This is a genomic window from Rathayibacter sp. KR2-224 (assembly GCF_049446075.1).
In the GTDB taxonomy this organism is placed as follows: Bacteria; Actinomycetota; Actinomycetes; order Actinomycetales; family Microbacteriaceae; genus Humibacter.
In genome coordinates, this window is the sequence record NZ_JBMSEB010000001.1 from 1,931,463 (window position 1) to 1,944,171 (window position 12,709).

The following is a 12,709-nucleotide window of genomic DNA, read 5'->3' on the forward strand; positions in this document are numbered from 1 at the left end:
GTTGTTGCAGTTCCACTCAGCGCACGATCAGCACGGGACAGTTGGCGTGCGAAGCGCACTCCGAGCTGACGGAACCGAGCAGCAGACCGGCGAACCCACCCCTGCCGCGGGAGCCGAGCACCAGCATCTCGGCGCCCGTGCTGCGCTCGATGAGCACCTGTGCCGGATGCCCGTGCTGCACCACCGTGGTCAGGAGCGCCGGTCGGTCGCTGCCGTAGGCATCCTTCAACGCCTCTTCGAGCGTGTCCTTTGCGATCTCTTCGAACGACGGCTCGGCCGCCATGGCGTACGGCGAAAGCGCAACGGGATAGCTCCAGGTCGTAACCGCCTCGATGCGAGCGCCGAGCAGCCGAGACAGCCGGTCGGCCTGCCTGAGGGCGTCGATGGACTGCTCGGATCCGTCGACCCCAACCACGATCCGCGGCGCATCGGACCGGCTTTGGTCGGCGTGCTGCTCGTTCGTCTGGCGCTGCGTTGCGCTTTCGTTTGTCTCGCTCATGTCTTCAGCATGCTCCCGTGCCCGGAGGCGACGCCACCTCCCATTCGGTCGACGAGGGACTACTCCTCGTCGCTCCAGACGGTGTCGTCACCCCACGGTGCGACGTCGATCTCGTTGCCCTCGGCGTCGGCCAGCGTCCACCAGTGCGGCGCGAACTTCTCGTCGGCGATCTGACCACCCGCGGCGAGCGCGGCGGCGATGCGCGCCTCGGCCTGGTCACGCGGAAGAGCCAGATCGATGTGGAAGCGATTGCGCTGCGGCCGCGGCGCATCCATCTGCTGGAACCACACCGACGGCCCGATTCCGCGCGGGTCGACAAGGTCGTCGTCCCCGCGCCGGTCGTACCCGAGCACGGCCTGCCAGAACGGCAGCACGGCCGGGATGTCCATGGCGTCGATCGCGATCTGCACCGCGTGCACGCGAGTGTGGTCGGGCTCGATGCCAAGCCGCCGCGCGGCATCCTCGATCTGTACGGCGAGCGCGGAATCCCGTTCGCTGAGCCCTCCCACCTCGTGCGTCTGCAGCCGAACCGTGACTGCGGGGTAGCGCAGGTCGATGTCGGGATGGTGGTTGGCGGCATCCGCGAGTTCGCCGATGGCGTTGACCAATTCGAGACCCTTCGCGAACGATCCGGTGGCGAAGTAGGCGGTCGCCCCGCCGTAGACGCGATGCCACGTGTCTCCGGGAACCGCCTCGTGGAACTGCTTGACGTCGATGCGCTGCACCATGGTGTCCTCCCCACGTCCATGCAAGCCCGCCTGCCTGCGGCGGTCAAGGCTCGGCGTAGCATCCTCGCGTTCGTGTGCTCCCGTTCGGCGCAGTGTGCCTGTTCGCCGTTGCGCCCGCGTGGAAAGATGGCGGCATGACGGGCACCCTGCACATCACCGGCGATGCGGCCGCCGACGAACTGCTCTCCACGTCTCCGCTCGCGCTGCTGCTCGGCATGCTGCTCGATCAGCAGGTGGCCATGGAGATGGCGTTCAGCGGACCGGCCAAGATCCGCGACCGGATGGGCGGCCTCGATGCCGCGTCGATCGCGGATGCCGACCCGGATGCCTTCGCGAAGCTGTGCGCGACCCCGCCGGCGGTTCATCGGTTCCCCGGATCGATGGCCGGGCGCGTCCAGTCGGTGTGCCGTGCCGTCGTCGACGACTGGGGTGGTGACGCGGCGGCGATCTGGGTCGAGGGCGACCCGGACGGACGCGAGGTGCTCAAGCGCCTCAAGGCGCTGCCCGGGTTCGGGGACCAGAAGGCGCGCATCTTCGTCGCGCTGCTGGGCAAGCGCTACGGATACGACGGCGCGGGCTGGCGCGAGGCCGCCGGCGACTACGGCGAGGACGACTCGTACCGTTCGGTCGCCGACATCGTCGACGAGGCATCCCTCGCTCGGGTGCGCGAGACGAAGCGTGCGGTGAAGGCGGCCGCAAAGGCGCCGTAACCACCCCAACTGCCTGAGAACGACGGCCGAACACGACTGACGAACACGACTGTCAGGAAGAGGAAGAACGTACATGACCTACGTCGCACGCGAGGATCGCTACGACCGGATGCACTATCGCCGCACGGGACGCAGCGGCCTCGACCTCCCCGCGCTGTCGCTCGGTCTCTGGCACAACTTCGGCGACGACCGTCCTCTGGAAACGCAGCGCGCGATCGTGCGCCGCGCCTTCGACCTCGGTATCACGCACTTCGACCTGGCCAACAACTACGGTCCGCCGTACGGCTCGGCCGAGACGAACTTCGCATCAATCCTGCGCGAGGATCTGCTGCCGTACCGCGACGAGATCATCCTGTCCACGAAGGCCGGCTGGGACATGTGGCCTGGGCCGTACGGGCAGGGCGGCGGCAGCCGCAAGTACATGCTCGCCAGCCTCGACCAGTCGCTTAAGCGCATGGGCGTCGACTACGTCGACATCTTCTACTCGCACCGCCCGGACCCGTCGACGCCGCTCGAAGAGACCATGGGCGCACTCGACACCGCGGTGCGCAGCGGCAAGGCGCTGTACGTCGGCATCTCCTCGTACAACGCGGATGACACGCGCAAGGCGGCCGCGATCCTCGCCGACCTGGGCACCCCGCTGCTGATCCACCAACCGTCGTACTCGATGCTGAACCGCTGGATCGAGACCGAAGGGCTCCTGGACGCCGCGGGCGAGCTGGGCGTGGGAGTGATCGGCTTCACCGCGCTGGCGCAGGGCATGCTCACGGGAAAGTACCTGAACGGCATCCCGGCCGGATCGCGTGCGGCCGAGGGTTCGTCGCTCTCGGGCGAGCTGCTGTCGGAGGCCGCGCTCGCGCGCATCCGCTCGCTCGCCGACATCGCCGAGGAACGCAATCAGACGCTCGCCCAGCTCGCGCTCTCCTGGGCGCTCAGGGATACCCGCGTCACCTCGCTCGTGATCGGCGCGAGCAGCGTGGGCCAGCTGGAGCAGAACCTCGCGGCTCTCGACCACCTCGACTTCACAGACGACGAGCTGACGGCGATCGACGAGCACGCGGTCGACTCAGGCGTCGACCTCTGGGCGACCGCCCGGCGCGGCGAGCTCGGCCCCACAGCCGGTTGAGTAGCCGCGCGCAGAAACCCGGCCCCACCGCAGGACCCCGCCCTCGCATGAGACGGTGACATGAAGCCACGCCTCGGCGGCGCACTGCGGCGGGTCAGGCGTCCTTCTGCAATTGCAGCAGCAGCTGCGGCGCGCGGCGGTCGAGGATGCGTCCGCCGACTCGTACCCCGACCGTGAGCGCGATCGGGCCCAGCACGATGCCTGCGGCCAGACCCGCCCAGCCCCAGACCGGCTGGCCGGTGAGGAGGGCGAGCACGAGGAAGACGATCTCCGGCGCCGTGATGACCGCGAGCACGCCCCAGCTGATGAAGGTCGACCCGAGCAGCGCCGTGTTCGCGCCCGGACGCGTTCTGAACGGGTTGTCGCCTGGCGCCGGTGCCGGATAGACCAGCACGGCCGACGTGATGGAGCACACAGCGAGGCCGCCGAGCAGCAGGCCGAGGGCGAGGCCGAGCAGGCCGGGCACGGGCTGCCACTGATCGGTGAGCCCCGCCGTGATCAGCGTGACGGCGACGACCGCAGGCAGGCCGAACGTCAGCACCGCGGATGCCCGCCCCCACCGATCTGCGCGGCCGGGCACGCCCTTGCTCACGTGCAGCACGAAGGCCGTCGAGTCGAAGGACACGTCGGCGATTAGCGTGACGCCGAGCAGGAACGCCACGAACGGTCCCGCGCTCACCACGAGCGGCGGGAACTGTGCGAGCGACGAGTAGAACCAGAGCAGGACCGGCATCACCGGGATGATGACGAGCTGACGCAGGTAGCGAGGATCGCGGAACCAGTAGATGAGGCACCGGGCCGCAATCGCGCCGGCAGGCGTTGCGGGCAGGAGCCCGAAGAGCCCGAGCTTGCCCTGGGCTCGCACCCTCGAGGATGCGTGCGCGGGCGTGACCAGCGCACGCGCGAGACCCCACCGCCACACCACGAAGACCACGGCGATCGTCGCGGCCCCGATCAACGCCCGCAGCACCGCGCCGAGGGGATCGCCGAGCGCCACCTGCGACGGGATCGCCCAGATCGCCCCGAGCGGCGTCCACGACATCGCGTCGGCCAGGCTCGGCAGCACGTCCGCAGAGTGCCGCAGCGACGAGGCGGTCCCCGCGATGATCGGCCCGAGCAGAATGATCGGGATGAAGATGAGGATGCCCGCTGCCTCACGGAACCGCCGCCCTGATGCCAGGCTGGCGGCAGCGGACGTGACGGCGCGGGACAGCATCACGCACAGAACCGCACCCGCGATGCCGCAGATGAGCGCGAGCACGGCGATGGCCGGCATCCGCAACCACGAGCCGAACGTGAACACCGACGCGATCATCGTGATGGCGCCAGGCACGGCGACGATGCCCGAGATGAGCAGCCCCGTGAGCAGCGTGTTCAACGGGATGGGATAGGGGGCCAGATGCGGGGCATCCAGTGTCTGCTCGACCGAGAAGAAGAGCGGCAGGATGGCCCAGCCCAGCGTGACGACGGAGCCCGCCAGCACGACGATGGTGCGTACCAGGTCGACCGGCGCGAAGTTCAGCGCGAAGAGACCGAGCACCACCATGCCGAGCACGAACAAGCCGTAGAGCGCGCCGATTATGACGGCGACGAGCTGTCCGACGCTGCGCTTGAGACTGTTGCGCAGCACCAGCAGGCGGAGCCTTACGAGTGCTGCAACCACTCCGGACCCTCCTGCACGCGGCGCCCGCCCACCAGTTCCACGAAGCGGTCTTCGAGGTCGGCGCCGCCTCGCACCTCATCGACGGTTCCCGATGCCACAACCTGGCCGTTCGTGATGACGGCCACGTGGTCGCACATGCGTTGCACGAGATCCATGACGTGCGAGGACACGATGACGGTTCCACCGCCACGCACGAAGCCGCCCAGGATGTCGCGGATGTTCGCCGCCGAGATGGGGTCCACCGACTCGAATGGCTCGTCCAGCACGAGCAGCCGGGGGGCATGCACCATGGCGCACGCAAGAGCGATCTTCTTCGTCATGCCCGCCGAATAGTCGACGACGAGCGTACCGGCCGCCGACTCGAGGTCGAGCAGCTGCAGCAGATCCTTGGTGCGCGAGACGGATGTCGGCCGGTCCATTCCGCTGAGCAGGCCCGCGTACACGACGAGCTGTTCGCCGGTGAGCCGGTCGAAGAGCCTCGCCGCATCGGCCAGCACGCCGATCTGCGCCTTCGCCGTCAACGGATGCTGCCACACGTCGATGCCGTGCACCGTCACCGAGCCGGCATCAGGTTTCAGCAGGCCCGTCGCCATGCTCAGCGTGGTCGTCTTGCCTGCACCATTGGGGCCGACGAGGCCGTAGAAGCTGCCGACAGGCACGTCCAGGCTGATGCCGTCGACCGCACGCTTCTGGCCGAACGATTTGTAGAGCCCGCGCATCGAAAGCGCCGCCGTTGCGTCAGGCGTGGGCGGACTCATTGCGTCGGTCATGGCATCCTCCTTGGCAACGTCGTGCAAGTCTGGCACGTCACCAACCGACAGCTTCCCCTGCCGAGACGAAGCCGACAACCCAGCACGCGACGCAGAGCACGAACGCTCCCACCGTGATCCACCAGCTGGGTGCGTGGCGAAGCATCCTGATCAGTCCGCCGACGAAACCGGCGAGGGCCACGACGACGGATGCCGCACCAGCGGCGATCAGGCAGGCGACGGCGGCCTGGGCGCTGCACGTCTGCGCGGGGCAGTAGTCGAGAAAGGCGAGTCCGAAGATGGCCACGAACGAGGCGATGCCGATGAAGATGCCGGTCACCAACCACACCACGACCGACAGGATGATGTCCCACAGCAGGTAGGGCGGTCTCGCCTCCGGGACGGTCATGGTGCGAGTTTACGAACCGTGCATGAACGTCCACCGCATCCGCCGCGAGCGCACACCGTGTGCGACCGCCGCAACCCGATTTTGTACAGGTCTGTCTGATACGATCGAGTCATGGCAACACGCGACAAGGGCCCGTCGCCACGCGAGCGTCTGCTCGCCGCCGCCGACGAGCTCTTCTATGACGAAGGCATCCACACCGTCGGCATCGACCGCATCATCGAGAAGGCGGGCGTGGCGAAGGGTTCGCTCTACTACAACTTCGACGGCAAAGACGACCTCGTGCGCGAGTACCTGGCCGGCCGCCACGCCCGCTGGGCAGCCCGCATCGAGGCCGCGACCGGGGCCGTGGATGATCCGCACGCGAAGGTGCTCGCTGTGTTCGAGGAGCTCGGCCGCATCTTCCGCGAGCCCGACTATCGCGGATGCGCCTTCTCTCGCGCCATTGCCGAGGCCCAGCCCGACAGCGCCGAGGTGAAAGAGGCCGCCAGCTATCGAAACTGGGTGCACGGCCTCTTCGCTCGCCTCGCGGATGAACTGGGTGCCGCCGAGCCGTCGGCCCTCGCCGAGCACCTGGTCGTGCTCTACGACGGTGCCCGTATGTCGTTCCAGATGGACCGCGACGCGAAAGCGGCCGAGTTGGCTCGCGACATGGCTGCACGGCTCATGGATGCCGCGCGGCCCGTTTCCGCCGCGCGCTGAGCGTAGTCGACAGGCGACTTAGACCGCCGCCGGGCAGTCCGGGCACAACGTCGATGCGGCCGTCACCGCGCGGCGTTCTCCGACTGCCCTGCGTTGCTGGGCAACCAGCCCGACCGCTCCGGCCAGAAGCACAACGACTCCATACACGACGACCGTGGAGGTGAGCCCGAGCGGTGCGATGAGGAATCCGCCCACGACCGCTGGCACGCCGAAGGCCAGGTAGGCCACGGTGTAGACCGCCGCGAAAACGCCTGCTCGCTCGTGCGGCTGAGCCAGTGCGCCGAGCACGCGAAGCGACCCGGACAACGCCGCACCGAATCCCGCCCCGCCCAGCACGCCGCCCACGATGAACAGCGGCAACGAACCCGCGTACACCGACGTCACGGTCACCGCGGCTCCGGCCAGAACGGCCACGCACGCCACGATCAGAACGCGCCGGGCGGCAACCCGGCCGAGCACGAGCCCGACAAGCGCTGCGGATCCCGGCGCCGCGAACGCGGCGACACCATCGACTGCTCCGCTGTCGATGTGGAACACCCTGAGCACGATGGTGGGTCCGAGCCCGAGGAACAGCGCGCCCAGGGTCCAGGTCGCCGCGATGCCCGCCACGGCCGCGGCGAACTCGCCTCGCACAGCAGGAGGCAGCGCGATTCGAGGCACGAGGCTGCGCAGAGCGCCGGACTGCCTGGTCGAGGTCTCCGGCGAGAGAGCGGCAATCGCGAGGCCGAGGATGCTCGCGACGGTGAGCGCGGCGAACACGATCGCGTTCGCAGCGGCGCCGAGCTGAGTCGCGAACCCCGCGAACAAGGCGCCAAGCGCGAGACCGCCGGGCGGAACGGCGCCTGCGATGACCGATCCGAGACGCTTGCGGTGCTCGGGCGCCAGCTCGACGATGGATGCCGTGAACGCACTGGTGGCTGCGCCCGTCGCGACCCCCTGCAGCGTGCGCGCCACGATCACCCAGCCGATGCTCGGTGCGACGACGAGCCCCGCCATCGCAACCGCTTGGAGCGCAAGCGCGCCGATCAGAACAGGGCGCCGTCCCAGGTGGTCGGAGAGCTTGCCGGTCACCAGCAGTGCGGCGATGAGCCCGAACGAGTAGACGGCGAAGGCCAGCGTGAGAGCCCACGACGGGAAGCCCCACTCCTGTTCGAGCAGGAGCAGCATGGGCGTAGGCGCCCCCGAGGCGAGGTACAGCCCGACGGCCGCCAGCGCCGTGCCGACGAAGGCGGCACCGGTGGGAAGCGTGAGCCGGCGCCTGGCGACAGGCAGCGGAACGGGCGCGGTAGCGGGCGAGACGTGGGAGGTCATCCGGGCCTTCTCTCGTGAAGCAGTGGAGTGGTTCGACAGCGCTCGACGGCGATTTGAACCGATCTGTCCAATAGATTAGACCGGTCTGTTCAAGATGGCAACCGCCCCAATGCGAACACGCCCGCGACGCTTTCCTGCGTCGCGGGCGTGTTCTCGTGTGGAGCCGGTTACTTCTTGCTCTGGTGCAGAGCCTTCTCATCCACCGGCGCGGCCCCGGATGCCCGCAGCGCCTTGTAGTACTCCCTCGCCTCGTTCTGCCGCTCGGCCTCGGCGCCGCTGGCGATCTTCGCGCGAAGGTGCTCCTGCTCGTACCCGAAGGCATCCACCAGCGACTGTGCCTGCGGACGCAACCGCGCGACGAGGCGGTCGATGTAGGCCGTGACAGCCTGAGCGCGCTGCGGCGAGAGCCGGCCGTGGATGATGTACCAGGCGACGTGCTTCTCGATCAGACCCAGGCCGAAGAGATCGCGCAGCCAGGTGAGCACCCGGCGGGTGCCGGCATCCTGAATCGTCGCGAGCGCCTCGGTGAATGCCTCCCACTGCAGCAGCTCGCCGTGCGCCCGTGCGGCCTCGATGAGTTCGTTCTGCTGCGAATTGAACAGCTCTGCGGCCTTGTCCTTCGGCAGCTTGTTGGCGTTGCGCAGCCGGGTGGCCACCTCCGAGATCATGGTCTCGACACGGTCCGTGAGCAGCTCGCGCTGCGTTTCCGGGTCGCGCAGCTGGCCCACCGAGCGGGCGGTCGAGCCGAAGTCCGCGACGGTCTGCGCCAGGCGGCGCAGACCCGAACCGTGGTATGCACGGTCGGCGGCCTGGGCGACGACGTAGCGAGCGAGCGCTCCGGCGTCCGCCTTCGCGAACTTCCTCGAGTAATCGGTGAGCAGGCGTTTGGCCACGAGTTGAAGGAGCACGTTGTTGTCTCCCTCGAACGTGACGTACACGTCGAGGTCGGCGCGCAGGCTGACCAGCCGGTTCTCGGTGAGGAAGCCGGCGCCTCCGCAGGCCTCGCGCGCCTCCTGCAGCGTGTCGAGCGCGTGCCAGGTGGAGAGCGGCTTGAGGGCGGCGGCGAGCGTCTCGAGGTCTTGACGGTCGTCATCCGTGTCTGCCTTGCCGCTGAAGACCTCGTCGAACTTCACGAGCAGCTTGTCGTGCGCGAACACCTGCGCGTAGGTGGTGGCGAGCCTCGGGATCAGGCGGCGCTGGTGGCGTTGGTAGTCGAGCAGCACTTCTTCGTCCGTGTCGCTCGCCGCCGTGAACTGACGACGCTGATTGCCGTAGGTGATGGCGATGGCGAGGCCGATGGCGGCACCGATCGTGGAGGCGCCGTCGAGCGAGACGCGACCCTGCACGAGGGTGCCGAGCATGGTGAAGAACCTGCGGCCCGGGCTCGCGATGGGGCTCGTGTAGGTGCCGTCTTCCGCCACGTCGCCGTAGCGGTTGAGCAGGTTCTCGCGCGGGATGCGCACGTTCGTGAAGTGCAGGCGTCCGTTGTCGATGCCGTTGAGGCCACCCTTGAGGCCGTCGTCTTCGCCACCGATGCCAGGCAGGAACTCGCCCGTCGCGGCATCCCTGATCGGCACATAGAAGCAGTGCACGCCATGGTTCACGCCGTTCGTGATGAGCTGCGCGAACAGAGTGCAGGCGATGCCGTCTTTGGCCGCATTTCCGAGGTAGTCCTTCCACGCGCCCCGGAACGGCGTGTCGATGACGAACTCCTGGGTCTCCGGGTCGTAGGTGGCCGTGGTGGCGATGGAGGCGACATCCGATCCGTGACCGGTCTCGGTCATCGCGAACGCGCCAGGCACCTCCAGGCTCATGATGCCTGGCAGGTACTTCTCGTGGTGCTTCGCCGTGCCCAGGTGCATCACTGCCGCGCCGAACAGTCCCCATTGCACGCCGCTCTTGATCTGCAGGGACGGATCGGCGGTGACGAGCTCCTCGAAGCCAGCGATGTTGCCGCCGTGGTCGTTGCCGCCGCCGACCGACGTCGGGAACGCCCTGTGCACCTGTCCGTTCTCCACCAGCAGCTTCAATTGCTCGAAGACGCGACGGCGATGCTCGTCGAGCGTCAGACCCTCCACGCGCTGCAGGGCGGGGTTCTTGGCGAATTCGCGCGAGGCGACCCGGATGTGGGCCCATGTGCCGAGCAGCTTGCGGCCGAGCTCGGCCACGTCTACCTCGGCGGGTGGGGCATCCACGTCGATCGGTCCGGTCTGCGCGGTGTAGACGCTGCGGTTGGGATGCTGTGGGCGGTCCGGGCGGGTCTGGTGCTCGGTCGTGGGCTTCGAAGCGGTGTCCACCATCGTCGGCCTTCTTCCGTGGGGTCAGCGAGAGACTGCCGCGGCCTCCAGCATCTTCGCGGAGTTGCGGCGTGCGACGCCCTGGTACGAGCGTCGGCTCAACGGTAGGTCGGCATCCTGAAAGCGCCCAGTCGCCGGTGCGGATGCGACAAACTGCGTTCGATGCGAGACCGCGGTGCCTGTGGGTTTGTGCAATCGCCGCGCTGCGGCCGTCAGGGCGCGGGCGAAGCCGCCGGCTCCGGTCGGGCCCAGCGCGCCCACGCGGCCACGTAGACGGCGAGCCCGGCCACGAGCCCGACGACGACCCAGAGCACGACGGTGAAGTCGATCCAGGAGCCGATCGGCGGCGACCCTGGCAGGAAGGTGCGCAGCGGAATGGTGGCGAACAGCATGGCACCCATCCATCCCATGAACGAAGGCTCGAGCCTGCGTCTGCCGCGGAAGGCCGTTATCGCCACGAACAGCACGAGGCACGGCATCATCACGAGGAGCGCCAAGAGCACGAACGCGAAGGCCACCGTGCTCGCCGACCGGCCGACGCTGAAGTCGAGTCTGGGCGCAGTGATGACCGCCTCGGCCAGCGTCGCCGGCTGTTGCGCCGGAGCCTTGGTCCTTTGCGCGACGGAACCCGACCACCCGGGCACGTCGCCCGTCATCCACACCTTGGTCGGGATGGGGCGCGAGACGCCCTCGCTCGTGACGTAGGCGAGCACGACCAGCTTGTCCGTGCCGTACCTGTCGAACGGCCACGTTCCGATCTCGCCCTCCGCGAGCAGCCGCACCGGCTTCGTCGCCACCGCCGAGTCCGCCTTGAATGCGAGCGTCTGGCTCCCGTCGATCGGCGAGACGATCACGTCGATGTCTTCGGCGAGCGCGAGCCCGTCTCCGCTGAGCAGGGTCTGCGACGGATCGATGCGCGCGGTCATGTCGATGCGCTGGTGGGCGGCATCCACGCCCTCGACGTTCAGCACGACGGTGACGCCGCCGCTGTCCGGCTCGGGCCCGTTGGCGCTCGGGGACGTGACGTTGCCGCTGAACGCATACAGCGTGACGACGGCGACGTAGACGAGCACGAAGGCCAGCGCGACGGCAGCGATGCGAAGCATCCCTCGCCGGCGACGACCCCGGCTCTCGGCACGTTGCGGGTCGGCACCGTCCTCGTGCCGGTGGCCCGCGCGCGCATCTGCCTGCGCGCTCTCGCCCGAAGCTTCCTGCCCCACGCCGCCGAGCCTACGGCGCCGACGGATGCCGTCCGCCGCGCCGCGCTCAGGCATCCGCTGCTGGTGCCCGCGGTGAGCGCCTCTGCCGGGCGGGCAGAGTGTCGCGGGTGACTGAGATGCTGGATGCCATGACCCGTTTCATAGCGCTGCTGCGCGGAGTCAACGTGGGCGGACGAACCATCAAGTCCGCAGAACTCGCCGAGGTGTTCCGCGGACTCGGATACGACGCGGTGAAGCCCGTGCTCGCCAGCGGCAACGTGGTGTTCGAGGCGCAGGGAGAGGCATCCGCTCTGCGTTCCGACATCGAGCACGCCCTCACCGAGACGTTCGGCTACGACGCGAAGGTGCACGTGCTCGACACGGATGCCCTTGCCGCGATCGTCGATGCGTACCCGTTCGCGGAGCGCGACGGTTGGCATCGCTACGTCGTGTTCTTCATCGGGGCGACGAGCGGTCAACGGCCGAACGAACGCCCGGCCGAGCTGGATGCCGTCGCACACGACCTGCTGCATCGCGAGCTCGACCCGAAGCTGGAGCAGCTGGCCGACGGAGGTTCGGTCGTGTATTGGACCGTCGAGCGCGGCCACACGCTGGACAGCATTGTCGGCAAGCGCGTCGGCAGCGGACGCGACAAGGCGTTCACCACGAATCGCAATCTGAACTCGCTGAGGAAGCTGCTCTGATGGCGGTGCGTCGTCCCGTTCTGCGGCTTCCAGACCAGAGCGCGTGGCGTTCGTGGCTCGAGCAGAACCACGAGGGCAACGACGGCGTGCAGCTTGCGCTGGCGAAGGGCGGCACCGCCGGCATCACGTATGCGGAGGCTCTCGACGAGGCGCTCTGCTTCGGCTGGATCGACGGGCAGAAGCAGGGTCTCAGCGACACCGAGTGGCTCCAGACGTTCACGCCTCGACGGCAGCGCAGCATCTGGTCCAAGCGCAATCGGGAGCACATCGAGCGGCTGGAGCGCGAGGGCCGGATGACCCAGGCCGGCCGCGCGGAGGTGGAGCGTGCGAAGGCCGACGGACGGTGGGATGCCGCATACGCCGGCTCACGCGACATCGGAGTGCCCGACGACCTGGCGGCGGCGCTGGCGGCGAGCCCGAAGGCATCCTCGATGTTCGAGACGCTGACGAGCCAGAACCGGTTCGCGATTCTGTTCCGCATCGGCAACGTGAAGCGCGCGGAGACGCGCGAGCGCAAGATCCGCGAGTACGTCGCGATGCTCGAGCGAGGCGACACGATTTACAAGCAATTGAGGCGAGAGTCATGAGAGCTCGCTCTCACTCCCGAGCCGATTG

The 12,709-nt window shown here is 68.5% G+C and carries 13 protein-coding genes; 5 read left to right on the plus strand and 8 right to left on the minus strand.

Features of this window, described 5'->3' with window-relative positions; translation table 11 throughout:
• Window positions 1-16: 16 nt before the first annotated feature.
• The gene (locus ACO2Q7_RS08775; protein WP_423355225.1) at window positions 17-499 is read right to left on the minus strand and encodes a universal stress protein; all 483 of its coding nucleotides are present in this window, start codon (window positions 497-499) and stop codon (window positions 17-19) included.
• A gap of 59 nt (window positions 500-558) precedes the next feature.
• On the minus strand, window positions 559-1,227 hold the full coding sequence (locus tag ACO2Q7_RS08780) for a VOC family protein (protein WP_423355226.1): 669 nt from the start codon (window positions 1,225-1,227) through the stop codon (window positions 559-561).
• Window positions 1,228-1,361: 134 nt separating this feature from the next.
• Here ACO2Q7_RS08780 and ACO2Q7_RS08785 point away from each other — a divergent pair, with 134 nt between their 5' ends.
• Together ACO2Q7_RS08785 and mgrA are read left to right on the plus strand one after the other, a co-directional pair.
• Entirely contained in the window at window positions 1,362-1,937 is a 576-nt protein-coding gene (locus ACO2Q7_RS08785; protein ID WP_423355227.1) for an HhH-GPD-type base excision DNA repair protein, read from the plus strand.
• 73 nt (window positions 1,938-2,010) lie between these two features.
• Entirely contained in the window at window positions 2,011-3,063 is a 1,053-nt protein-coding gene (mgrA, locus tag ACO2Q7_RS08790; protein ID WP_423355228.1) for an L-glyceraldehyde 3-phosphate reductase, read from the plus strand.
• Window positions 3,064-3,157: 94 nt separating this feature from the next.
• Here the strand turns inward: mgrA and ACO2Q7_RS08795 are convergent, their stop codons facing one another.
• From ACO2Q7_RS08795 to ACO2Q7_RS08805, 3 genes are read right to left on the minus strand one after another with little or no spacing between them, the layout of a single operon-like run.
• Complete coding sequence (locus ACO2Q7_RS08795) at window positions 3,158-4,726, minus strand: transporter (protein ID WP_423355229.1); 1,569 nt, start codon at window positions 4,724-4,726, stop codon at window positions 3,158-3,160.
• Window positions 4,708-5,496 carry an ABC transporter ATP-binding protein gene (locus ACO2Q7_RS08800; RefSeq protein WP_423355230.1) on the minus strand — a complete coding sequence of 263 codons (789 nt, stop codon included), beginning with the start codon at window positions 5,494-5,496 and terminating at the stop codon, window positions 4,708-4,710. Before ACO2Q7_RS08800 ends, ACO2Q7_RS08795 begins: the two co-directional genes overlap by 19 nt.
• Window positions 5,497-5,533: 37 nt before the next feature.
• The gene (locus ACO2Q7_RS08805) at window positions 5,534-5,884 is read right to left on the minus strand and encodes a hypothetical protein (RefSeq protein WP_423355231.1); all 351 of its coding nucleotides are present in this window, start codon (window positions 5,882-5,884) and stop codon (window positions 5,534-5,536) included.
• Window positions 5,885-5,995: 111 nt separating this feature from the next.
• On the opposite strand from ACO2Q7_RS08805, the gene ACO2Q7_RS08810 reads away from it, so the two are divergent.
• Window positions 5,996-6,583, plus strand: a complete 588-nt coding sequence (locus ACO2Q7_RS08810) for a TetR/AcrR family transcriptional regulator (protein WP_423355232.1) — start codon at window positions 5,996-5,998, stop codon at window positions 6,581-6,583.
• An 18-nt stretch (window positions 6,584-6,601) separates the two neighbouring features.
• Here the strand turns inward: ACO2Q7_RS08810 and ACO2Q7_RS08815 are convergent, their stop codons facing one another.
• The 3 genes from ACO2Q7_RS08815 to ACO2Q7_RS08825 all read right to left on the minus strand — a co-directional run bounded on the left by ACO2Q7_RS08815 (window position 6,602) and on the right by ACO2Q7_RS08825 (window position 11,411).
• A complete protein-coding gene (locus tag ACO2Q7_RS08815; protein ID WP_423355233.1) occupies window positions 6,602-7,894 on the minus strand; it encodes an MFS transporter in 1,293 nt (430 codons plus the stop codon).
• 167 nt (window positions 7,895-8,061) lie between these two features.
• Window positions 8,062-10,194 (minus strand): acyl-CoA dehydrogenase, encoded by a 2,133-nt coding sequence (locus ACO2Q7_RS08820; protein WP_423355234.1) that lies wholly within the window; start codon window positions 10,192-10,194, stop codon window positions 8,062-8,064.
• Window positions 10,195-10,403: 209 nt separating this feature from the next.
• Window positions 10,404-11,411, minus strand: a complete 1,008-nt coding sequence (locus ACO2Q7_RS08825; RefSeq protein ID WP_423355235.1) for a DUF4436 family protein — start codon at window positions 11,409-11,411, stop codon at window positions 10,404-10,406.
• A 116-nt stretch (window positions 11,412-11,527) separates the two neighbouring features.
• On the opposite strand from ACO2Q7_RS08825, the gene ACO2Q7_RS08830 reads away from it, so the two are divergent.
• Both ACO2Q7_RS08830 and ACO2Q7_RS08835 read left to right on the plus strand, forming a co-directional pair.
• Window positions 11,528-12,094 (plus strand): DUF1697 domain-containing protein, encoded by a 567-nt coding sequence (locus ACO2Q7_RS08830; protein ID WP_423355993.1) that lies wholly within the window; start codon window positions 11,528-11,530, stop codon window positions 12,092-12,094.
• The gene (locus ACO2Q7_RS08835; RefSeq protein WP_423355236.1) at window positions 12,094-12,681 is read left to right on the plus strand and encodes a YdeI/OmpD-associated family protein; all 588 of its coding nucleotides are present in this window, start codon (window positions 12,094-12,096) and stop codon (window positions 12,679-12,681) included. The genes ACO2Q7_RS08830 and ACO2Q7_RS08835 overlap by 1 nt, the downstream gene beginning before the upstream one ends.
• Window positions 12,682-12,709 lie beyond the last annotated feature (28 nt).